Here is a 20,933-nt window from a genome sequence, read left to right as displayed (position 1 = left end):
AACGGCATGGTTTCTCAGGCGCGGGTATTCAGGACTTACAGCCTTCTGCTGGCATTGATGCTGGGGCTCTCCGGCTGCGCGTCGTGGTTCGCCGACGAAACGCCCGCCCCCGAGGTGCGTCTGGTCAAGGTCGACCCCGTGCGGGTCAAGTTGCTGGAGCAGAAGTTCAAGCTGTATTTCCGCGTGGATAACCGTGACGACAACGACCTGACCGTACGCGGCCTGGTTTACAAGGTCAGCCTCGGCACGATGGTGCTGACCGAAGGCGAGTCCAACGAATGGCTGACTGTGCCACCCCACAGCCACGCTTTTTTCCGGGTATCGGTGCGCACCAACCTGTGGCCGCAGATCCGCGATGTGGTCGACATGCTGAAAAATCCGCGCGATCCCGTGCCCTATCGTCTTGAAGGCGAGTTGAAAACCGGTTTATTTATCGGGAACGACGTGCAGGTGTTGCGCAATGGCGAGATAATCCCCGGCGATTTTATTCCGGAGCGACATCGATGACTCAGCAACCCCATGTCCATGGTCCTGACTGCAACCACGATCACGATCATCATGATCACGACCACGGCCATGTCCACGGCCCGAACTGCGGCCACGCTCACCAGGAGCCGGTGCGCAATACGTTGAAGGACGTGGGTCGTAACGATCCTTGCCCGTGCGGCAGCGAGAAGAAATTCAAGAAGTGCCACGGGGCTTGAGTTAAGAAACCCGATTCTCGAAACACTGCACATCCAAATGTGGGAGCGGGCTTGCTCGCGAAAGCGCAGTGTCAGTCAACCTCTCTGTTACTGATACACCGCTTTCGCGAGCAAGCCCGCTCCCACATTTAGTCTGCATTTCAAGGCTGCGATTTGCGTTGAAACAACACCACCACCTCCAACCCCCCACCCTCCCGATTGCTCAAGCCCAACCGCCCGTCATGGGCACTGGCGATCGTATGCGCGATACTCAACCCCAGCCCGTAACCACCGGTTTCCACATTGCGTGAGCCTTCCACCCGGTAAAACGGCTCCATCACCTGTTCCAGTTGCTCCTGGGGAATCCCCGGCCCACGGTCGCTGATGACGATCTTCAAGCTGTCCGCCTTGTCCTCTACCCGCACCACCACCTCGGAGCCATAACGCACCGCGTTCTCCAGCAGGTTCTGCACGCAACGCTTGAGACTGCGGGCATACCCCGGCAATGGCTGTTTGGCCCGCCCTTCTATCGTCACCGTCTCGCCCACGTCCTGCAGGTCCGCCTGCAAGCTTTGCAGCAAGGCGTTGATGTCGATGTTCTGGCGCTTCTCGTTGATTTCGCCGCTGCTGACGAAGTCCAAGGTGCTGGAAACCATGTGCTCCATTTCTTCCAGGTCGCTGCGAAAACGTTCCTTGGTTCGGTTGTCGTCGAGCATTTCCGTACGTAACCGCAGGCGCGTAATGGGCGAGCGCAGGTCGTGGGAAATCGCCGCCAGGAAGCGCGTCCGCTCGGCGATATTGGCGATCAGCCGCTGCTGCATGGCGTTGAACGCCTGGGCGGCGCGGCGCACTTCGGTGGGCCCATCGAGGGCCAGCGGTGGCCGCTGGATGTCCCGGCCCAAGGCTTCGGCAGCCTTGGCCAGGGCGTTGAGCGGGCGAATGGCCAGGCGCACCGCCACCAGGGCAATGATCACCAGCACCAATACCCGCAGCAGATAAATGCGCATCACGTAATCGAACAGCAAGTCCATCGGCGAAGTACTGGTCCAGCCTTGTTCTTCGGTGGCCTGCACCTGCAGCCAGCGCCCGTCCGGCAAACGCAGGTCAATCAGGAATTGCCCCACCACAGGCCTGGAGCTGAGCAGAGTCGACAGCCCGGCATGCTGGCCCTCGGCATCCAGCAGCTTGAGGCTCAACAGATGCAGGTTCTGGGTGTAGCCGGTTTTCTCCGAGAGCACTTTATTCAGCAAGCGCTCGGTGGCCTGGTCGCTGTCGCTGATGCTGCTTGTCACATCACTGGCCTGGTCACTCAGGGTCAGGCGAAAGCGCGGCGTATCGAGCAGCTTGATCAGCACATCCGCCTGCGCCGGATCGCTGTGTACCAGCCGCACCACGTCCGCCAGCCGCGTGGCGATCAGCCGGCTGGGGATTTCCAGCACCTGGCCGTGGCGCATGTCGTACCAGATGCTGCTGGTCAGGGCCTGGGCCGCGAGCATGCCGCTGACCAGGATCAGCACCAGCCGGCCGAACAGCGAACGCGGCAGCAGTTTCACGATTGCAGCGCCACGTCGTCGGCGGTGAGCATGTAACCCTCGTTGCGCACAGTCTTGATCAACCCGGCCGGCAACTGCGAGCGCAGTCGGCTGACGCACACATCAATCGAGCGGTCGAACGGCGTGCTGTCTTTGTCGAACACGTGGTTGAGCAAAAAGTCGCGGCTCAGCGGCCGGTTGGGATGCTGCAACAACAGGCGCAACACCCGGTAATCGGAGTTGCCGAGGCTGACCACCACGCCTTCCGGCGAAAGCAATTGCCGCGCCCGAGTGTCCAGCTGCCAGCCGGCAAAGCTGATGCTCGGTGCTTCATCGAGCCGCGCCCGGTCCGGAAAACTCTGCACCCGGCGCAGCACCACCTTGATCCGCACCAGCAACTCCCGCGGGTCGAACGGCTTGGGCAGGTAATCGTCGGCGCCGATTTCCAGGCCGACGATCCGGTCGATCAGCGTGCCCTTGGCGGTGAGCATGATCACCGGCGTGTTGGAGCTGACGCGCAATTCGCGGCACAAACTCAGGCCGTCTTCGCCGGGCAACATCAGGTCGAGGACGATCAGGTCGATGACATTCAGCGCCAGGCGGCGGCGCATTTCCTTGCCGTCGCCGGCGGTGGACACCTGGAAGCCGGCGTCACTCAGGTAGTCGCACAGCAATTGGCGAATTTGCGGGTCGTCATCAACGATCAGCAGGTGGTCTTGCTTGGCCATGGGGCAATTCGTCCGAAACTCAAAAGGCAGGAGATAGCCGAAACTTCAGCCAGGAGTACGCGCAAATGTAATGGAATGTTGTGGGAAGCGGTAATCACGCATCCACATTACAAAGCCACGGCATGGCGGCCGGTATCGGTCTTTAGACTACCGAATCTAAATGAGATTAATTGTAATTTAGCCTAGGTCACTCCGAATGCCATTGCCTACCCCGCGCGCCCTGTCGCTGCAATCTACCCTTGCGCCGATGTTCGGCCTGCTTGCCGCCGGCAGCGTTTCTCCCACCGCCTGGGCCGATGCGCCGGTGGCGGCGTCGAATGATTCAGTGCTGAGCCTGCCGGAAATCAAGATCGACGGTGAAGCCACTTCCGCCTTTAAAGTCGACCGGGTGACCTCGGCAAAAATCAGCCAGCCGCTGCTTGATGCCCCGCAAAGCGTAACCATCGTCCCGCAGCAAGTGCTCAAGGAGCAAAACGCGCAGACCTTGCAGGAAGTGTTGCGCAACGTGCCGGGCATCACCTTCATGTCCGGCGAAGGCAACCTGGGCTGGGGCGACCTGTTTTCGATTCGCGGGTTTTCCTCGGAGCAGAGCCTGACCGTCGACGGTGTGCGCGATGCCGGCCAATCGACCCGCACCGACACCTTCAACCTGCAACAGGCAGAAGTGTTCAAGGGCACCGGCTCGATCGAATCCGGCGTTTCCGCGGTAGGCGGCAGCGTCAACCTGGTGAGTAAAGAGGCGCATCTGGGGGATGCCAACAAACTCTCGGCCGGCATCGGCACCGACAGCTACCGCCGCCTCACCGGCGATTTCAACCAACAACTGAATGACACCACCGCCCTGCGCATCAACCTGATGAAGCACTACAACCAGGTGGCCGAGCGTGACGACGTGGACTACGACCGCTGGGGCATCGCGACCTCCCTCGGCTTCGGCCTGGGCACCGACACCCGCCTGTTTATCGACACCTTCTACCAGAAGGACGACAACACGCCGGACGGCGGTGTGCCGATCCAGCGCGGCACCGACGGCGACCGCATGCCGGGAGTCAAGCGCTCCAACTGGTATGGCGACTCGCACCTGTACACCCAGCAGACCAAAACCACTTCGCTGACCACCCGCTTCGAGCATGATTTCGACTGGAACGAAGCGACCCTGAAGAACCAGACCAAGTGGGAGCGTACCGACAACTTCGCGGTGCTCTCGCCCGCGCGCTTCTTCGCCGCCAACGGCAATGGCCAAAAAACCTGCACCGGCACGCGCTGTGCGACCTTGGGCTACACCGGCGTAGGACCGATCAGCCAAGTGCCCGGCAGCACGGTAAATGCCTACCCGGGATACGCCAACAGCGGTAACACCGCCTACGGTATTTTGCGAGGGAGCGACTTCGGCCAGTCGACGCGCTATACCATCCTCGACAACCAGACCGACTTCGCCTTCAAGCTCAATACCGGCGGGCTGGAACACGCGGTGGTCAGCGGGCTCGAGTTCTATCACGAGACCTACGGCGGCCTGAAACGCAACGCCGAAGTGCCAGCCGGCGACCTGTTCTTCGACATGAACGACCCGAACCACAGCTTCGCCAGCAGCGAAGTGACCAAGGGTGAAGGCCAGCCACGCTCAGTGATCGACAACGCCGGCATCTACCTGGGTGACACCATCACCCTGAATGAACAGTGGCAAGTGCTCGGCTCCCTGCGCTACGACAACTGGCAGGCCAAAACCACCCAGCGTGGCCAAGCGTCCATCGACAGCACCGACGGTGCCGTGAGCGGCCGGGTCGGCGCGGTGTACAAGCCGTTGCCTAACGGCAGCATCTACGTGTCCTACAGCGAAGCGGCACAACCGTCAGCCCTGGGCGCGTCGACCAACAACCAGATCTACGGCGCCGCGAGCACCAGCAACTACACCCCGGCCAAGTCGAAGACCTACGAGATCGGCACCAAGTGGGACATTGCCCACGACCTGCTGAACGTCACCGCCGCGATCTTCCGCACAGAACTGGACAACTCCTGGGAATACCAGGACGGCGAAAGCGCTCCGGTACGCGCCCTCCCCGCCAAGCGCGTAGACGGTGTGGAACTGGGCCTGCAAGGCAATATCAGCCCGCGCTGGACGGTGTACAGCGGGTTCTCCGCGCTGAAAAGCACCCAGACCAAAGGGGCCAACAAAGGCGAGGAAGCCAAGAACGTTCCCGACCTGACCGCCAACCTGTGGACCACCTACGCCGTCACCGACGACCTGAGCCTGAGTTACGGCGCGCAATACGTAGGACGCCGCCGCTACAGCGACAACAAATACGTCGGCGGCCTGAACAACAACAGCAGCTACGCCACCGGCCCGTCCGGCGTGTACGCGATCTACACCCGTGACCACGAAAAGGCCCCCGGCTACTGGCTCAACAACGTGGCTGCGCAATACAAAGTGACCAGGCAAACCACGGTCAACCTCAACCTGAACAACGTGTTTAACAAGTTCTACTACAGCCAGATCGGCGCGTCCCTGGACGGCTTCCAGCTCTACGGCATTCCGGGCGCCGGGCGCACGCTCACCGCCAGTGTCGACTATGAGTTTTAAGCCGTGCTGATCGAAATCCCCGGCCTGTTGAGTGCCGAAGAAGTCGCGGTGGCCGTCGCCACCCTGCTCGATCAACCGTGGGTCGACGGCAAGGTCACTGCCGGGCAACGCTCGGCCATGGCGAAAAACAACCGGCAGCTGTCGGAAGACGCGCCGGTAGCGATTCGCCTGGGTGAGCAGATTCTGTCGCGGCTGTCGGACAACGCGCTGTTCATGTCCGCCGCCCTGCCGAAGAAAATCTACCCGCCGCTGTTCAACCGCTACAGCGGCGGCGAAGCCTTCGACTGGCATATCGACAATGCGATTCGCGGCCTCAAGGGTGTGCGCGAACGGGTGCGCACCGACATCTCCGCCACCTTGTTCCTGGCTGATCCGGCCAGCTACGACGGCGGCGAACTGGTGATCCGCGACACCTTCGGCGAGCACGCGGTGAAGCTGCCCGCAGGGCACCTGCTGATTTATCCCGGCAGCAGTTTGCACAAGATCAACCCGGTCACTCGCGGCGAGCGCATCGCCAGTTTCTTCTGGGTCGAAAGCCTGGTGCGCGAAGACAGCCAGCGCCAACTGCTGCTGGACATGGACGTGGCGATTCAACGCCTCACCGCGCAACACGCCGACGACCACGCGCTGCTGCAACTGAGCGGCGCCTATCACAACCTTTTGCGGCGCTGGAGCGATGTCTGATGCGCCGCCTTCACCTGGAGTTCTCGCCATGCTGAAACCCCGCAACTTCCTCAAGCTGGGCGCGCTGTTTGCCGTGCTGATCCTCGGCCACGCCGAAACCGCCGCCGCCCATGAAGTCACCGACGTGCTGGGCCGCAAGGTCGAGGTGCCAGACCACGTGCAGCGCGTGGTGCTCGGCGAAGGCCGGCTGATTTCGGCCTTTGCCTTGCTGGACAAGGACGCGCCATTCCAACGGATTGTCGGCTGGCAGAATGACTTGAAACTGTTGGACGCCCACACCTATAACGCCTACGTGGCGAAATTTCCGACGGTAAAAGACATTCCGCTGATTGGCCAGGCGTCGGAGCAAAGCGTCAGCGCCGAGGAAATTCTTTCGCTGAAACCGGACCTGGCGGTGTTCAGCATTTCCGGCCATGGCCCGACTGAACACAGCCCGGTGGCGGACGTGTTGGCCAAGGCGGGCATTGCAGTGTTGTTCGTCGACTTCCGCATCAACCCGGTGCAAGGCACCCACGCCAGCATGACCGCCCTGGGCCAGGCCCTGGGCCGGGAAACCCAGGCCAAGGCGTTCCTCGACTTTTATGACCAGCACATCAAGGTGATCACCGACGCCGTCGCCACCTTGCCGGCCGGGCCGCGCCCGAGCGTGTTCCTGGAATTGCTGGCCGGCGCCTGGCAGGCACCGGGGCACACCACTGGCAAGAGCGGCATGGGTGAAGTGATCAAGCTGGTGGGCGGGCGCAACATCGCCGCCGACGTGGTGCCGGGGGCGCTGGGAGATATCAGTGTCGAGTACGCGCTGAAAGCTGACCCGGATGTGTATGTGGCCACCGGCAATCACAAGCCCGGGTTGATTCTGGGTGCTGGCGTGAGCAACGAAGACGCGCGTGCCGCGTTTGATACCGTGCTGGCCCGCCCTGAGTTTGTGAACCTTCGGGCGATTCGTGAGGGCAATTCCCACGGTCTGTGGCATGACTTCTACAACTCGCCGTACAACCTGCTGGCGATTGAAGCGCTGGCCAAGTGGGTGCATCCGGAATTGTTCGCCAAGCTGGATCCCAAGGCGACCATGGAAGCGATGAACCAACAGTTCCTCGGCATGCCGCTGCAGGGTGCTTACTGGATTGATGGCAAGGCCAAGTAACTAAGGCTCACAACCCATTCCCTGCCTGTACACGGTTCCTGTGGGAGCTGGCTTGCCTGCGATAGCGGTGTTGGATTCACCATCGCCATCGCAGGCAAGCCAGCTCCCACACTGACCGTGTACCGGCAGGGATTTTCGTCGTTTTCAAGGCTGCGAATCCAATGACCACTCAAACCCTCGACCTCGCCACCGCCAGCCAAGGCTATCGCCGCCTGCTCGCGCGTCGTTGCTGGCTGCTGGCCCTGCTGGGTGGCGCGCTGATGTGCGCGATCCTCGTGGACCTGGCCAGCGGCCCGTCGGGCATGGGCCTTGGCGCCCTGCTCGATGGCTTGCTGCACCCGGCCCACCTGAGCGCCACCGACCAGGTGATCATCTGGAACGTGCGCCTGCCCTACGCCTTGATGGCGGTGTTGGTCGGTTGCGCGCTGTCGCTGGCGGGCGCCGAGATGCAGGCGATCCTTAACAACCCGCTCGCCAGTCCATTCACCCTGGGGGTTTCCTCGGCGGCGGCGTTGGGCGCGTCCCTGGTGATTGTGTTTCCGGTGACGACGCTGTGGGTGTCGGCCAATACGGCGATTTCCATTTCAGCCTTTGTGTTTGCCGCCGCCTCGGTCTTTTTGCTGCAAGCCATGTCGCGGCTGCGCGGTGCCGGGGTGGAAAGCCTGGTGCTGTTCGGGATTGCCCTGGTGTTCAGTTGCAACGCGGTGGTCGCCCTGTTGCAACTGGTCGCCACCGAAGATGTGCTGCAACAACTGGTGTTCTGGACCCTGGGCAGCGTGACCCGGGCCAACTGGGACAAGCTCGGCATCCTCGCGTTGGTGGTCGCCGTGGTCATGCCCTTTTCCTTCGCGGCCGCGCCACGCCTGACCCTGTTGCGCATGGGCGAAGACCGCGCGCAAAGCTTCGGTGTCGATGTGAAGCGCCTGCGGTTTTTCTCGTTGTTGCGTATCAGCCTGCTGTCGGCCACCGCCGTGGCGTTTGTGGGAACCATCGGATTTATCGGCCTGGTGGGTCCGCACATCGCGCGGATTCTGGTGGGTGAAGACCAGCGCTTCCTGCTGCCGGCCAGCGCGCTTGTCGGCGCGTTACTGTTGTCGCTGTCATCCATCGCCAGCAAGCTGATCATGCCCGGGGTGATCGTACCCGTGGGTATCGTCACCGCGCTGGTGGGCGTGCCGATTTTCGTGTTGCTGGTGTTCAAGCGCGGGAGGCAGTTATGAGCAGCGGGCTGTCGATTCAGAACGCCCAGGTCAGCTATGGCCGGCGCCAGATTGTGCATGACCTGAGTTTGCCAACCCTGGCCCACGGCAGCCTGACCGCGTTGATCGGGCCGAACGGTGCGGGCAAGTCGACGTTGCTGCGGGCGGTGGCGGGGCTGGAAAAGATGCAGGGCGTTGTCAGATTGGGTGACCTGGACCTGACGAAAATGTCCGTCGGTGACCGCGCCCGGCGTGTGACCTATATGCCGCAAAACCTTCCGCCGGGCTTGAGCCTGAGTGTGATGGAAAGCGTGATCGCGGCGCTGCGGGTGGCGAACGTCGAGGGCATTGCGCTTTCAAGCGACGCGTGCATGCGCGAGGCCTTTGATGCGTTGCAAAGGATTGGCATCGCTCATCTGGCGGATCAGCTATTGAGCACGTTATCCGGCGGCCAGCGGCAACTGGTCAGCCTGGCGCAACTGATTGCGCGCCGGCCACAGGTGATGCTGCTGGATGAACCCACCAGTGCGCTGGACTTGAACTACCAGTTGAAGGTCATGGATTGCGTGCGCGACCTGGTGCGGGAACACAACCTGATCGCCGTGGTGGTGCTGCACGACATCAACCTCGCGGCGCGCTATGCCGACCATATCGCGGTGCTGCGCCAGGGCAGGCTGTACGCCAGTGGCGCGGCGTATGACGTGCTGGATACGGCGCTGTTTGCCGAAGTCTATGGTGTGCGGGTACGCATCGAGCGATGCTCACAACAAACGTTGCAGGTGTTGGTGGACGGCGCGGTGGCTTAGATCCTCTGTGGCGAGGGAGCTTGCTCCCGTTGGGCTGCGTAGCAGCCCCAAAATCTGTGCACGCGCGTCTTCAGGCGGACTGAGGTGAGGCACTCGGGAGCGCTTCGCACTGGAGCTCCAGCCTGGTCCAGCGGGAGCAAGCTCCCTCGCCACAACGGTCACTCCAGCAACTGTTTGGAGGAAATCACTGTGGCGTACTCGCCGTGCAGGTTACCCAACGACATGGCATGTACCGCCTGCGCCGAATGCATCTGCCCGAAAAAGTCCGCCTTGTCGAAGGTGTAGCAGGCATCTTCGATAACCCACGTCTCAAACCCCAGGTTGCCGGCACTGCGGGCCGTGGCCTCCACCGAGTTATGGGTGGCCACGCCCACCAGCACCACTTGCCGAAGCCCGGCCTCATGCAACCTCGCTTCCAGCCCCGTCCCACAAAATGCGTCCGGCACCCGTTTCTGGATCAACTGCTCACCCGCCTGCGGAATAAATGCATCCTGAAACTCCACCCCCGACTGCTGCGGCCAGAACACCGATTCCGGCGAATGGGAAAGATGCTGCACATGAATCACCGGCCAGCCTTCGCGCCGCCAATGCGCCAGCAACGCCAGCATGCGCGCCTCGGCGTGCGGATTATTGCGCCGTCCCAGCCTGGGATGATGAATGCCTTTTTGCTGGTCAATCAGAATCAACGCTGCGCCCGCACGAATTTCCATATCGATAGACCCAAATGTTTCATTGAATTTTCGTCACCCTAACATCACCTATACCTACAGGCATTCGCTCAAGCATCACCACCCTTGGAGAGCTTCATGATCGACCTGTATTACTGGACCACCCCCAACGGTCACAAAGTGTCGTTGTTCCTGGAAGAAGCCGGCCTGCCTTACGAGGTACACCCGATCAACATCGGCCAGGGCGATCAGTTCAAGCCCGACTTCCTGAAGATCGCACCCAATAACCGCATCCCGGCCATCGTCGATCAGAACCCGACCGACGGCGGCGCGCCGATTTCCCTGTTCGAATCCGGTGCGATCCTGCTGTACCTCGCGGAAAAAACCGGCAAGTTCATTCCCCAGGACCTGCGTGGTCGTCAGGAAGCGCTGCAATGGCTGTTCTGGCAAATGGGTGGCCTGGGGCCGATGGCCGGCCAGAATCACCACTTCAGCCAGTTCGCCCCGGAAAAGATTCCCTACGCGATCAAACGCTATGTGGATGAGACCGCCCGCCTGTATGGCGTGCTGGACCGGCGCCTGGCCGACCGCACGTTCGTGGCCGGCGAGGAATACAGCATTGCCGACATGGCGATCTACCCGTGGATCGTTTCCCACAAGTGGCAGAGCCAGAAGCTGGAAGACTTCCCACATGTAGAACGCTGGTTCAACCACATCAAGCAACGCCCGGCGACGGTGCGTGCCTATGAGCTGGTGCAGAAGGTCAATCCGCCAAAATCCTGAAGGTCAACGGGATCAAAATGTGGGAGCGGGCTTGCTCGCGAATGCGGTGGATCAGCCACAACGCTTTTAGCTGATACACCGCATTCGCGAGCAAGCCCGCTCCCACACTGATTTGTGCCCGACTGGAAACCTTACGCAAATCCTGAAATAAGCATCGCCTCCCGCTTGCGTCGTTTCGCCGCGCTCACTAACGTAGCGCCTTTACTGACGCTACCCCCCGCAGGAGCTTTGCCATGGCCTCGCCAGCCCTCTCACACTTTCTTCCCCGGTTCGGCGTTGCCGCGGCAATTGCCAGTGCCTTGGGCCTGGCCGGTTGCCAGTTACAGAGCACCCAAGACACCCTGCCTCCGGTTTCCGGCGTACAGCCGATCAAGGGCCTGGCGCAGAACGTTTCGGTGCGCCGCAACAGCCAGGGCATCCCGCTGATTGAAAGCAGCACCTTCCACGATGCGCTGTTCACCCTGGGCTACGTGCACGCCAGCGACCGCATCACCCAGATGGTCACCCTGCGCCTGCTGGCCCAGGGCCGCCTGGCGGAAATGTCCGGGCCGGATGTGCTGGATGTCGACCGTTTCATGCGGGCGGTCAACCTGCGCAAAAGCGCCGGCGAGCTGTATAACGCCTCGTCGCCGCGCCTCAAGCGCTTCTTTGAGGTGTATGCGCGCGGGGTCAACGCCTACCTGTTCCGCTACCGCGACAAGCTGCCGCCAGACCTGGCCCAGACTGGCTACAAGCCTGAATACTGGAAGCCGGAAGATTCGGCGCTGCTGTTCTGCCTGCTGAATTTCAGCGAGTCGACCAACTTGCAGGAAGAGCTGTCGTCATTGGTGCTCGCGCAAAAAGTCGGTGCCGACAAACTCGCCTGGCTGACCCCGAGCTACCCGGATGAACCGCTGCCAGTGGCCGAGTCCGACAAGCTCAAGGGCATCAACCTGGGCCAGATCCCGGGCCTCGCTGCGCTGACCAGCCTCAGCGAGCACCTCGACACCCTCAACACCCTGGGCACGTCCAGCTCCAGCAACTGGGCGATCGGCCCGCAGCGCAGCCGCAGTAACAAGAGCCTGCTGGCCAATGACCTGTCGACCTCGATGCAGGCCCCGTCGCTGTGGAACTACGTGCAGATCCGCTCGCCGAAATACCAGGCCGCCGGTGTGTCCATCGCCGGTTTGCCAACCCTGCTTTCCGGCTTCAACGGCAAGGTGGCCTGGAGCATGAGCCAGGTCTCGGGTGACACCCAGGACGTATTCCTGGAGAAGGTCAAGCGCCAGGGCAACGCGCTGTACTACGAGAACAACGGCAAATGGCTGCCCGCCATCGTGCGCAACGAAACCTACTTCGCCAAGGGCCAGCGGCCGATTCGCGAAGCGGTGTACGAAACCCGCCACGGGCCGCTGCTCAACAGTGCCCAGTCGCTGACCAGCGGCTACGGCCTGGCGTTGCAAACCGCCGATTTCAAGGACGACAAGAGCCTGGACGCGTTCTTCGACCTGTCCCGTGCGCAAACCGCCGGTAAAGCGTCTGACGCCACCCGGGAAATTCGCGCAATTGCCTTGAACATGGTCTTCGCCGACGCCAGCAGCATTGGCTGGCAAGTGACCGGGCGGTTCCCCAACCGCCGTGAAGGCGAAGGCCTGGTGCCATCGCCGGGCTGGGACGGGCGTTTCGACTGGGATGGCTACGCCGACGCGATGCTGCACCCCTACGATCAGGACCCGGCCCAGGGTTGGATCGGCACGGCCAACCAGCGCACCATTCCCCGTGGCTACGGCATGCAACTGTCCAACTCGTGGGCCGCGCCGGAACGCGCCGAACGTATCGCGCAACTGGCCGGCAGCGGCAAGCATGACAGCCGCAGCATGATTGCCATGCAGTACGACCAGACCACCACGTTTGCCGCCAAGCTCAAGAGCATGTTCCAGGCGCCGGGCATGGCCCAGCCGCTGAAACAGGCGATCGATGGATTGCCGGTGGCAGACCAGGCCAAGGCGCGGGAAGCACTGGGCCGCCTGATGGCCTTCGACGGTCGGCTGGCATCCACCTCCGCCGACGCGGCGATTTATGAGTTGTTCCTGCAGGAAAGCGCCAAGCAGATTTTCCTCGACGAACTCGGTCCGGAAAACAGCGCCACCTGGAAAGCCTTTATCGGTAACGCCAACCTGTCGTACTCGGCGGTGGCCGACCACCTGCTGGGGCGCGAAGACAGCCCGTTCTGGAATGACGCCCGCACCGGGCAGAAAACCGACAAGCCGGCGATCCTCGCCCGCAGCCTGGCCGCCGCGATCACCGCAGGCGACAGCGCGCTGGGCGCCGATCACAAGGCCTGGCAGTGGGGCAAACTGCACAGCTACACCTGGAAGAACACCAGCGGCCAGGCCATTCGCGGCCCACTGGCCGCGGGCGGCGATCACAACACCCTGAACAGTGCACCGTATAGCTGGGGCCAGAGTTTCGACACGACCCAGGTGCCGGCGCTGCGGATGATTGTCGACTTCGGCCTGGCGGAACCGATGATGGGCCAAAGCGGCATCGGCCAATCCGGCAACCCGGCCAGCCCGAACTATGCCAATGGCATCGACCCGTGGCTGAAGGCGCAATACCTGAGCTTCCCGATGCAGCCACAGAACTTTGACGGGGTGTACGGGAAGACGCGGTTGACGCTGGTGCCGGGCAAGTAACCCGGTTTCCCAGCCTCAACCAAATCAATGTGGGAGCTGGCTTGCCTGCGATGGCATCAACCCGGTCTGACTGTCAGACCGAGTCGCCAGCATCGCCGGCAAGCCAGCTCCCCCAGTTGATCGCATGCATTCCGATAGAACTTCTCCACCCGCCCTCGCCTCCTAATTAACAAGCCCACCTCCACGGCACGCCCATGGACCTTGTTATCGCCCGGCCCGAAGGCCTCTACTGCCCCGCCGGGGATTTCTACATCGACCCCTGGCGTCCGGTGGAACGTTCGGTCATCACCCACGCCCACGGCGACCACGCCCGCACCGGCAACCAACACTACCTGGCCGCCGCCCCCGGCGAAGGCATCCTGCGCTCGCGCCTCGGCCAGGACATCAACCTGCAAACCCTGGCCTACGGCGAAAGCCTGCGCCACCACGGCGTCACCTTGAGTTTCCACCCCGCCGGCCATGTCCTCGGCTCCGCCCAGGTGCGCCTGGAATACCAGGGTGAAGTCTGGGTCGCCTCCGGCGACTATAAAGTCGAGCCCGACGGCACCTGCGCGCCGTTCGAACCGGTGCGCTGCCATACGTTTATCACCGAATCGACCTTCGGCCTGCCGATCTACCGCTGGCAGCCCCAGGCGCAGATTTTTGCCGGGATCAACGACTGGTGGCAGGCCAATATCGCCGCCGGCAAGGCCAGCGTGTTGTTTTGTTATTCCTTCGGCAAAGCCCAGCGGATTCTCCACGGCATCGACGCCAGCATCGGCCCGATCCTCAGCCATGGCGCGGTCGAACCCTTGAACCGGGTGTACCGCGAAGCTGGCATCTATATCCCTGAAACCCTCTACGCCGGCGACTTCAAAAAGACCGACCCTTTGTTGCGCCAGGCCCTGATCATCGCCCCGCCCTCCGCCGGTGGCAGCACCTGGATGCGCCGCTTCGGCGACTACAGTGACGCCTTCGCCAGCGGCTGGATGCGCCTGCGCGGCACCCGGCGGCGGCGCGGCGTGGATCGCGGCTTTGTGCTCTCGGACCACGCCGATTGGCCCGGACTGTTATGGGCCATCGAGCAAACCGGTGCCGAGCGGGTAATGGTCACCCACGGTTCTGTGGGCGTATTGGTCAGGCACCTGCGGGAAAAGGGCCTGGATGCCCAGGGATTCACCACCGAATACGGCGATGACGAAGAGGAGGCCACGTCATGAAAGCCTTCGCCGAGCTGTACGCCAACCTCGACGCCACCACCTCCAGCAACGCCAAGCTCGCCGCCTTGCAGGCTTATTTCCTACAGGCGCCCGCGGAAGATGCTGCGTGGGCGGTGTACTTTTTATCCGGCGGCCGGCCCCGACAACTGGTGCCCACCCGGTTGCTGCGGGACATGGCCACCGAAGCCGCGAGCATTGAGCCGTGGCTGTTCGAAGAAAGTTATCAATCGGTAGGCGACCTGGCGGAAACCATTTCCCTGCTGTTACCGGAATCGCCCCACACCTCGGACGATGGTCTGGCCGTGTGGCTGGAAGAAAAACTCCTGCCCTTGCGTGGCCTGCCGCCAGAAGAACTGGCAGAACGCCTGCCCGCGTTGTGGGCCCAGCTGGATCAGCCGAGCCTGATGCTCTGCATCAAGCTGATCACCGGCAGCTTCCGGGTCGGTGTGTCGAAGTTGCTGGTCACCCGCGCCCTGGCCGCCATGGCCGGGCTGGACAGCAAACGCGTGGCCCAGCGGCTGGTGGGCTACACCGACCTGTCGAACCGTCCGACGGCCGAAGGCTACTTGAAGCTGATTGCCGCCGAATCGTCCGACGAACACGCCCAGCGTGGCGGGCAGCCTTATCCGTTTTTCCTCGCCCATGGCCTGGCCCAGCCGGTGGAACAGTTCGATGCCTTGCTCGGCTCCCCTGCTGACTGGCAAGTGGAATGGAAGTGGGACGGTATCCGCGCACAACTGGTCAAGCGCGAAGGCCGCTTGTGGGTCTGGTCTCGGGGCGAAGAACTGGTCACCGAGCGCTTTCCGGAGCTTCATGACCTGGAAAACAGCCTGCCCGATGGCACGGTGATCGACGGCGAAATCGTGGTGTGGAAGGACTCGGTGCAACCCTTCGCCCTGCTGCAACAGCGTATCGGCCGCAAGACCCTGGGCAAGAAAATCCTCGAAGACGCGCCGGTCGCCGTGCTGGCTTATGACCTGCTGGAACACCACGGCGAAGACTGGCGCAACCACACCCAGGCCGAACGCCGGGCGCAACTGGAGCTGGTAGTCAGCGACTGCGACCAGCCAACGTTGCGCACGTCGCCAGTGCTGATCGGCGATAGCTGGCAAGACTTGGCAGAGCAGCGTGAGGCGTCTCGCAGCCTGGGCGTGGAAGGCATGATGCTCAAGGCCCGGGACGGGCTCTACGGCGTGGGCCGGACCAAGGACATGGGCGTGTGGTGGAAGTGGAAAGTCGACCCGTTCAGTGTCGATGCCGTGCTGATCTATGCCCAGCGCGGCCATGGCCGGCGCGCCAGCCTGTACAGCGACTACACCTTTGCGGTGTGGGACGGCCCGCCCGGTACTGAGCGTACGTTGGTGCCGTTCGCCAAGGCGTATTCGGGGCTGACCGATGAAGAAATGCGCAAGGTCGACGCCATCGTACGCAAGACCACCGTGGAGAAATTCGGCCCGGTGAGCAGCGTCACGCCGAGCATGGTGTTTGAACTGGGTTTTGAAGGGATTGCCCTGTCCAAGCGGCACAAGAGCGGAATTGCGGTGCGTTTCCCGAGGATGTTGCGCTGGCGCCAGGACAAGGCCGTCGAGGAAGCCGACAACCTGGCGACCCTGCAGGATTTACTGGCCTGACACGCCTCTCACGAACGCCACCGATCAATGTGGGAGCGGGCTTGCTCGCGAATGCGGTGTGTCAGTCAATACATGTACCGACTGATCCACCGCATTCGCGAGCAAGCCCGCTCCCACGTTTGAAAACCTCACACGCCCCAAAATAATGCATAGATTGATCAATGCCCATTTTCGGGCATTTCCTACTGGCACAACTCCTTAATCTCACCTTTTAAAACGACCATTCGGAACTATGGTGCAGAAATTGCTACTTGAGTCCGGTCTGACACCGTTCAGTAACAGTCCTAACCGCGCCACAAGCGCTTATCTTGGTTTCCAGGGATTACATAATGAAAAAAGCATTGCTGACCCTTTCTGCACTGGCTCTGTGCATGGCCGCCGGTTCCGCGCTGGCCAAGGAATACAAGGAATTGCGTTTTGGTGTCGATCCGTCCTACGCGCCGTTTGAGTCTAAAGCCGCTGACGGCAGCCTGGTGGGCTTCGATATCGACCTGGGCAATGCCATCTGTGCCGAGCTGAAGGTCAAGTGCAAGTGGGTCGAAAGTGATTTCGACGGCATGATCCCAGGCCTCAACGCCAACAAGTTTGACGGCGTGATTTCCTCGATGACCGTGACCGAAGCCCGTGAAAAGGCGATCGACTTCTCCAACGAGCTGTTCTCCGGCCCAACTTCCCTGGTGTTCAAAAAGGGCGCGAACTACTCCACGCCTGAGTCCCTCAAGGGTAAAAGCGTTGGCTACGAGCAAGGCACCATCCAGGAAGCCTACGCCAAGGCCGTACTGGACAAGGCCGGTGTCACCACCAAGGCCTACGCCAACCAGGACCAGGTGTACGCCGACCTGACTTCCGGCCGCCTGGACGCTTCCGTGCAGGACATGCTGCAAGCCGAACTGGGCTTTTTGAAGTCGCCAGCCGGTGCTGACTACGAAGTCAGCAAGGCCATCGACGATCCACTGCTGCCGTCCAAAACTGCGGTCGGTATCAAAAAAGGTAACAAAGACCTCAAGGCCTTGTTGGATAAAGGTATCAAAGCGTTACACGATGATGGCACCTACGCCACCATCCAGAAGAAACACTTTGGCGATCTGAACCTGTACAGCGGCAAATAATGCCTGGGGCGCCCTTCCTCTGGAGGGGCGCTTTTTTATCGCCATAGGTCCTGATTTATGTTCGAAGATCTTTTGCAAACCCTGGGGCTCAGTGCCTTCAGCTTGAAGGGTTTCGGCCCGCTGTTGCTGCAAGGCACCTGGATGACTGTCAAGTTGTCGGTGTTCTCCCTGGCCGTCAGCGTGTTGCTGGGCCTGCTCGGGGCTACTGCCAAACTGTCCAGCCTGCCGTTCCTGCGGATTCCCGCGCAGATCTACACCACCCTGATTCGCGGCGTGCCCGACCTGGTGCTGATGCTGCTGATTTTCTACAGCCTGCAAATCTGGCTGACCAGCTTTACCGACTTTATGGAATGGGACTACATCGAGATCGACCCATTCAGCGCCGGGGTGATCACCCTGGGCTTTATCTACGGTGCGTATTTCACCGAGACCTTTCGCGGCGCGATCCTCGCCGTGCCCCGTGGCCAGTTGGAGGCCGCCACGGCCTACGGGCTCACGCGTGGCCAGCGGTTTCGCTTCGTGACCTTCCCGCAGATGATGCGCTTCGCCCTGCCGGGCATCGGCAATAACTGGATGGTGATGCTCAAGGCCACGGCACTGGTGTCGATCATCGGCCTGGCCGACCTGGTCAAGGCCGCGCAGGATGCCGGCAAGAGTACTTATCAGCTGTTCTATTTCCTGGTGATCGCCGCGTTTATCTACCTGTTGATCACCAGCGCGTCCAACTTCGTCCTGCGCCGCCTCGAACGGCGCTACTCCGCAGGCTCCCGGGAGGCAGTGCGATGATCGAACTTATCCAGCAATACTGGCGCCCCTTCCTTTATAGCGACGGCCAGCACATCACCGGGCTGGCCATGACGATGTGGCTGCTCAGCGCGTCGATCTTCATCGGCTTCCTGGTATCGATCCCGCTGTCCATTGCGCGGGTGTCGCGCAATCGCTGGGTGCGCTGGCCGGTGCAGTTCTACACCTACCTGTTTCGCGGCACGCCGCTGTATATCCAGCTGCTGATTTGCTACACCGGGATCTACAGCATCGCGGCGGTTCGCGCGCAGCCGGTGCTGGATGCGTTCTTTCGCGATGCGATGAACTGCACCATCCTCGCCTTCGCCCTCAACACCTGCGCCTACACCACGGAGATTTTTGCCGGGGCGATCCGCAGCATGGCCCACGGCGAAGTCGAAGCGGCGAAAGCCTACGGCCTCAGCGGCTGGAAGCTGTATGCCTACGTGATCATGCCGTCGGCCCTGCGCCGCTCGCTGCCGTACTACAGTAATGAAGTGATCCTGATGCTGCATTCGACGACGGTGGCCTTCACCGCGACCATCCCGGATATCCTGAAAGTCGCCCGGGACGCCAACTCGGCCACCTACATGACCTTTCAATCATTCGGTATCGCTGCGCTGATCTACCTGACCGTGACCTTTGCCCTGGTCGGTCTGTTTCGTCTGGCGGAGCGTCGCTGGCTGGCCTTTCTCGGCCCCAGCCACTAAGGAGCCTTCATGCGTCATCAGATTCATCCACTTGTGGCGCCGGTGCCGGGCACGGAGCGACAAATTCACAGTTTCCACTTCCGGCCGGAGCAGGCCGAAGGCAAGGTCTACATCCAGTCGTCGCTGCACGCCGACGAATTGCCGGGCATGCTGGTGGCCTGGCACTTGAAGGCGCGCCTGGCGGAGCTGGCTGCGGCCGGCCGCCTGCGCAGCGAGATCGTGCTGGTGCCGATCGCCAACCCGACCGGCCTGGAACAGGTGTTGATGGACATCCCCCTGGGCCGCTACGAGCTGGAAAGCGGGCAGAACTTCAACCGCCTGTTTGTCGACCTGTCCGACGAGGTTGGCAATCAAGTCGAAGGCCTGCTGGGAGATGATCCTGCGCACAACGTCGAACTGATCCGTGATGCGCTGACCATGGCCCTGGCGGCGCAAACGCCCGTCACACAACTGGAATCCCAACGCCTGGTGCTGCAACGCCTGGCGTGTGATGCCGACATGGTGCTGGACCTGCACTGCGACTTCGAAGCCGTTGCACACCTGTACACCACCCCCGAGGCGTGGCCGCAGGTGGAGCCGCTGGCGCGCTATATCGGTTCGGAGGCCAGCCTGTTGGCCACCGATTCCGGTGGGCAGTCGTTCGATGAGTGTTTCACGCTGGTGTGGTGGCAATTGCAACAACGGTTTGGCGAGCGCTTCCCGATTCCGATGGGCAGCTTTTCCGTCACCGTCGAATTGCGCGGCCAGGGCGACGTCAACCACGGCCTGGCCAGCCTCGACTGCCAGGCGATCATCGATTACCTGATTCACTTCGGCGCAATCAGCGGCGAGCCGGCACCGCTGCCGGAATTGCCCTACCCCGCCACACCGCTGGCGGGCGTCGAGCCGGTGGCCACAGCCGTGGGCGGTTTGCTGGTATTCAGCGCGCTGCCTGGGGAATACGTGGACGCCGGGCAACTGATCGCCGAAATCATCGACCCCATTTCCGACCGCGTAACGCCAGTGCATTGCCGCAATGCCGGGCTGCTTTACGCTCGTTCGCTGCGGCGCATGGCCACTGCCGGGATGGTCATTGCCCATGTCGCCGGCACTGAAGCCTATCGCAGCGGCTACCTACTTTCGCCTTGAGGATGCACGCCCCATGTACAAATTGACCGTTGAAGGCCTGCATAAAAGCTATGGCGACAATGAGGTGCTCAAAGGTGTCTCGCTCAAGGCCAGGACCGGTGATGTGATCAGCTTGATCGGCGCCAGTGGCTCGGGCAAGAGTACCTTTTTGCGGTGTATCAATTTTCTTGAACAGCCGAATGACGGCGCCATGACGCTGGATGGGCAGCAGATTCGCATGGTCAGTGACCGCCATGGGATGCGCGTGGCGGATGATGCTGAGTTGCAGCGCCTGCGTACGCGGTTGGCGATGGTGTTTCAGCATTTCAATCTGTGGAGCCACATGAGTGTGCTGGAGAACATCACCATGGCGCCGCGCCGGGTGCTGGGTTGCAGCAAGAAGGACGCCGAGGATCGCGCTCGCCGGTATCTGGACAAGGTTGGGTTGCCGGCGCGGGTGGCCGGTCAATATCCGGCGTTTTTGTCGGGTGGCCAGCAACAGCGGGTGGCGATTGCCCGGGCGCTGGCGATGGAGCCGGAGGTGATGCTGTTTGACGAGCCGACTTCGGCGCTGGACCCGGAGTTGGTGGGTGAGGTGTTGAAGGTGATCCAGGGTTTGGCTGAGGAAGGCCGGACGATGATCATGGTGACCCATGAGATGAGCTTTGCGCGCAAGGTGTCGAGCCAGGTGCTGTTTTTGCACAAGGGGTTGGTGGAGGAACAGGGTGCGCCGGAGGATGTGCTGGGTAATCCGAAGAGCGAGCGGTTGCAGCAGTTTTTGAGTGGGAATTTGAAGTAGCCCGCAGGGGTTGGGTGTATATCCGTTATTTAGGTAACGGCCACTTATGGTTCCGCTCTTACAGCGGCTCACTTTTGAACAGCGCAAAAGTAAGCAAAACGCTCTTGCCCCACCA

General features: G+C 61.8%; 19 protein-coding genes. 16 read left to right on the top strand and 3 right to left on the bottom strand.

Translation table 11 applies throughout. The features are described 5' to 3' along the window. The first annotated feature begins 6 nt into the window (after nt 1-6). Nucleotides 7-507: an LEA type 2 family protein gene (locus HX839_RS18910; protein ID WP_177067534.1), complete on the top strand. Its 501-nt coding sequence runs from the start codon at nt 7-9 to the stop codon at nt 505-507. Further along, nucleotides 504-704: an SEC-C metal-binding domain-containing protein gene (locus tag HX839_RS18905; RefSeq protein WP_003213695.1), complete on the top strand. Its 201-nt coding sequence runs from the start codon at nt 504-506 to the stop codon at nt 702-704. Before HX839_RS18910 ends, HX839_RS18905 begins: the two co-directional genes overlap by 4 nt. A gap of 140 nt (nt 705-844) precedes the next feature. Here the strand turns inward: HX839_RS18905 and HX839_RS18900 are convergent, their stop codons facing one another. Together HX839_RS18900 and HX839_RS18895 are read right to left on the bottom strand one after the other, a co-directional pair. Further along, complete coding sequence (locus HX839_RS18900; RefSeq protein WP_177067533.1) at nt 845-2,236, bottom strand: ATP-binding protein; 1,392 nt, start codon at nt 2,234-2,236, stop codon at nt 845-847. Continuing rightward, nucleotides 2,233-2,943 (bottom strand): response regulator, encoded by a 711-nt coding sequence (locus HX839_RS18895; protein WP_003213692.1) that lies wholly within the window; start codon nt 2,941-2,943, stop codon nt 2,233-2,235. The genes HX839_RS18900 and HX839_RS18895 overlap by 4 nt, the downstream gene beginning before the upstream one ends. 196 nt (nt 2,944-3,139) lie before the next feature. Here HX839_RS18895 and HX839_RS18890 point away from each other — a divergent pair, with 196 nt between their 5' ends. The 5 genes from HX839_RS18890 to HX839_RS18870 all read left to right on the top strand — a co-directional run bounded on the left by HX839_RS18890 (nt 3,140) and on the right by HX839_RS18870 (nt 9,354). After that, entirely contained in the window at nt 3,140-5,521 is a 2,382-nt protein-coding gene (locus HX839_RS18890; protein ID WP_003213690.1) for a TonB-dependent siderophore receptor, read from the top strand. A gap of 3 nt (nt 5,522-5,524) precedes the next feature. Then, nucleotides 5,525-6,205 carry a Fe2+-dependent dioxygenase gene (locus HX839_RS18885; RefSeq protein ID WP_003213688.1) on the top strand — a complete coding sequence of 227 codons (681 nt, stop codon included), beginning with the start codon at nt 5,525-5,527 and terminating at the stop codon, nt 6,203-6,205. 28 nt (nt 6,206-6,233) lie between these two features. Continuing rightward, a complete protein-coding gene (locus HX839_RS18880; protein WP_177021283.1) occupies nt 6,234-7,349 on the top strand; it encodes an ABC transporter substrate-binding protein in 1,116 nt (371 codons plus the stop codon). 161 nt (nt 7,350-7,510) lie between these two features. After that, entirely contained in the window at nt 7,511-8,569 is a 1,059-nt protein-coding gene (locus HX839_RS18875; protein ID WP_134325843.1) for an iron ABC transporter permease, read from the top strand. Continuing rightward, nucleotides 8,566-9,354, top strand: a complete 789-nt coding sequence (locus tag HX839_RS18870) for an ABC transporter ATP-binding protein (protein WP_177021282.1) — start codon at nt 8,566-8,568, stop codon at nt 9,352-9,354. The genes HX839_RS18875 and HX839_RS18870 overlap by 4 nt, the downstream gene beginning before the upstream one ends. Before the next feature lie 158 nt (nt 9,355-9,512). On the opposite strand, the gene HX839_RS18865 is transcribed toward HX839_RS18870, so the two are convergent. Then, nucleotides 9,513-10,064: a cysteine hydrolase family protein gene (locus tag HX839_RS18865; RefSeq protein ID WP_177021281.1), complete on the bottom strand. Its 552-nt coding sequence runs from the start codon at nt 10,062-10,064 to the stop codon at nt 9,513-9,515. Between the two features lie 96 nt (nt 10,065-10,160). On the opposite strand from HX839_RS18865, the gene HX839_RS18860 reads away from it, so the two are divergent. The 9 genes from HX839_RS18860 to HX839_RS18820 all read left to right on the top strand — a co-directional run bounded on the left by HX839_RS18860 (nt 10,161) and on the right by HX839_RS18820 (nt 20,818). After that, complete coding sequence (locus HX839_RS18860) at nt 10,161-10,805, top strand: glutathione binding-like protein (protein WP_003213676.1); 645 nt, start codon at nt 10,161-10,163, stop codon at nt 10,803-10,805. Between the two features lie 233 nt (nt 10,806-11,038). Further along, the gene (locus HX839_RS18855) at nt 11,039-13,480 is read left to right on the top strand and encodes a penicillin acylase family protein (RefSeq protein WP_177067532.1); all 2,442 of its coding nucleotides are present in this window, start codon (nt 11,039-11,041) and stop codon (nt 13,478-13,480) included. A gap of 194 nt (nt 13,481-13,674) precedes the next feature. Then, nucleotides 13,675-14,679, top strand: a complete 1,005-nt coding sequence (locus HX839_RS18850) for a ligase-associated DNA damage response exonuclease (protein ID WP_003213671.1) — start codon at nt 13,675-13,677, stop codon at nt 14,677-14,679. After that, nucleotides 14,676-16,310: an ATP-dependent DNA ligase gene (locus tag HX839_RS18845; protein WP_008432132.1), complete on the top strand. Its 1,635-nt coding sequence runs from the start codon at nt 14,676-14,678 to the stop codon at nt 16,308-16,310. The genes HX839_RS18850 and HX839_RS18845 overlap by 4 nt, the downstream gene beginning before the upstream one ends. Before the next feature lie 329 nt (nt 16,311-16,639). Then, on the top strand, nt 16,640-17,419 hold the full coding sequence (locus HX839_RS18840) for a transporter substrate-binding domain-containing protein (protein ID WP_003213667.1): 780 nt from the start codon (nt 16,640-16,642) through the stop codon (nt 17,417-17,419). A 57-nt stretch (nt 17,420-17,476) separates the two neighbouring features. Beyond that, nucleotides 17,477-18,205 (top strand): ABC transporter permease, encoded by a 729-nt coding sequence (locus tag HX839_RS18835; protein WP_008432134.1) that lies wholly within the window; start codon nt 17,477-17,479, stop codon nt 18,203-18,205. After that, entirely contained in the window at nt 18,202-18,912 is a 711-nt protein-coding gene (locus HX839_RS18830; RefSeq protein ID WP_003209532.1) for an ABC transporter permease, read from the top strand. The genes HX839_RS18835 and HX839_RS18830 overlap by 4 nt, the downstream gene beginning before the upstream one ends. A 9-nt stretch (nt 18,913-18,921) precedes the next feature. Further along, a complete protein-coding gene (locus HX839_RS18825) occupies nt 18,922-20,040 on the top strand; it encodes a succinylglutamate desuccinylase/aspartoacylase family protein (protein WP_177067531.1) in 1,119 nt (372 codons plus the stop codon). 13 nt (nt 20,041-20,053) lie between these two features. Beyond that, nucleotides 20,054-20,818, top strand: a complete 765-nt coding sequence (locus HX839_RS18820; RefSeq protein ID WP_008432141.1) for an ABC transporter ATP-binding protein — start codon at nt 20,054-20,056, stop codon at nt 20,816-20,818. Nucleotides 20,819-20,933 lie beyond the last annotated feature (115 nt).

Origin of the sequence: Pseudomonas sp. I8001 (assembly GCF_013385345.1) — a bacterium.
In the GTDB taxonomy this organism is placed as follows: domain Bacteria; phylum Pseudomonadota; class Gammaproteobacteria; order Pseudomonadales; family Pseudomonadaceae; genus Aquipseudomonas.
The sequence above is the reverse complement of the archived record's forward strand: the minus strand, read 5'-3'. Positions and strand labels throughout refer to the sequence as shown.

What these genes read in the sequence shown, in the direction of transcription:
- HX839_RS18880 (WP_177021283.1), top strand. Translation starts at nt 6,234, where the DNA reads ATGCTGAAACCCCGCAACTTCCTCAAGCTGGGCGCGCTGTTTGCCGTG.
- HX839_RS18820 (WP_008432141.1), top strand. Translation starts at nt 20,054, where the DNA reads ATGTACAAATTGACCGTTGAAGGCCTGCATAAAAGCTATGGCGACAAT.
- HX839_RS18830 (WP_003209532.1), top strand. Translation starts at nt 18,202, where the DNA reads ATGATCGAACTTATCCAGCAATACTGGCGCCCCTTCCTTTATAGCGAC.
- HX839_RS18825 (WP_177067531.1), top strand. Translation starts at nt 18,922, where the DNA reads ATGCGTCATCAGATTCATCCACTTGTGGCGCCGGTGCCGGGCACGGAG.
- HX839_RS18850 (WP_003213671.1), top strand. Translation starts at nt 13,675, where the DNA reads ATGGACCTTGTTATCGCCCGGCCCGAAGGCCTCTACTGCCCCGCCGGG.
- HX839_RS18845 (WP_008432132.1), top strand. Translation starts at nt 14,676, where the DNA reads ATGAAAGCCTTCGCCGAGCTGTACGCCAACCTCGACGCCACCACCTCC.
- HX839_RS18840 (WP_003213667.1), top strand. Translation starts at nt 16,640, where the DNA reads ATGAAAAAAGCATTGCTGACCCTTTCTGCACTGGCTCTGTGCATGGCC.
- HX839_RS18870 (WP_177021282.1), top strand. Translation starts at nt 8,566, where the DNA reads ATGAGCAGCGGGCTGTCGATTCAGAACGCCCAGGTCAGCTATGGCCGG.
- HX839_RS18910 (WP_177067534.1), top strand. Translation starts at nt 7, where the DNA reads ATGGTTTCTCAGGCGCGGGTATTCAGGACTTACAGCCTTCTGCTGGCA.
- HX839_RS18860 (WP_003213676.1), top strand. Translation starts at nt 10,161, where the DNA reads ATGATCGACCTGTATTACTGGACCACCCCCAACGGTCACAAAGTGTCG.
- HX839_RS18875 (WP_134325843.1), top strand. Translation starts at nt 7,511, where the DNA reads ATGACCACTCAAACCCTCGACCTCGCCACCGCCAGCCAAGGCTATCGC.
- HX839_RS18890 (WP_003213690.1), top strand. Translation starts at nt 3,140, where the DNA reads ATGCCATTGCCTACCCCGCGCGCCCTGTCGCTGCAATCTACCCTTGCG.
- HX839_RS18895 (WP_003213692.1), bottom strand. Translation starts at nt 2,943, where the DNA reads ATGGCCAAGCAAGACCACCTGCTGATCGTTGATGACGACCCGCAAATT.
- HX839_RS18865 (WP_177021281.1), bottom strand. Translation starts at nt 10,064, where the DNA reads ATGGAAATTCGTGCGGGCGCAGCGTTGATTCTGATTGACCAGCAAAAA.
- HX839_RS18855 (WP_177067532.1), top strand. Translation starts at nt 11,039, where the DNA reads ATGGCCTCGCCAGCCCTCTCACACTTTCTTCCCCGGTTCGGCGTTGCC.
- HX839_RS18835 (WP_008432134.1), top strand. Translation starts at nt 17,477, where the DNA reads ATGTTCGAAGATCTTTTGCAAACCCTGGGGCTCAGTGCCTTCAGCTTG.
- HX839_RS18905 (WP_003213695.1), top strand. Translation starts at nt 504, where the DNA reads ATGACTCAGCAACCCCATGTCCATGGTCCTGACTGCAACCACGATCAC.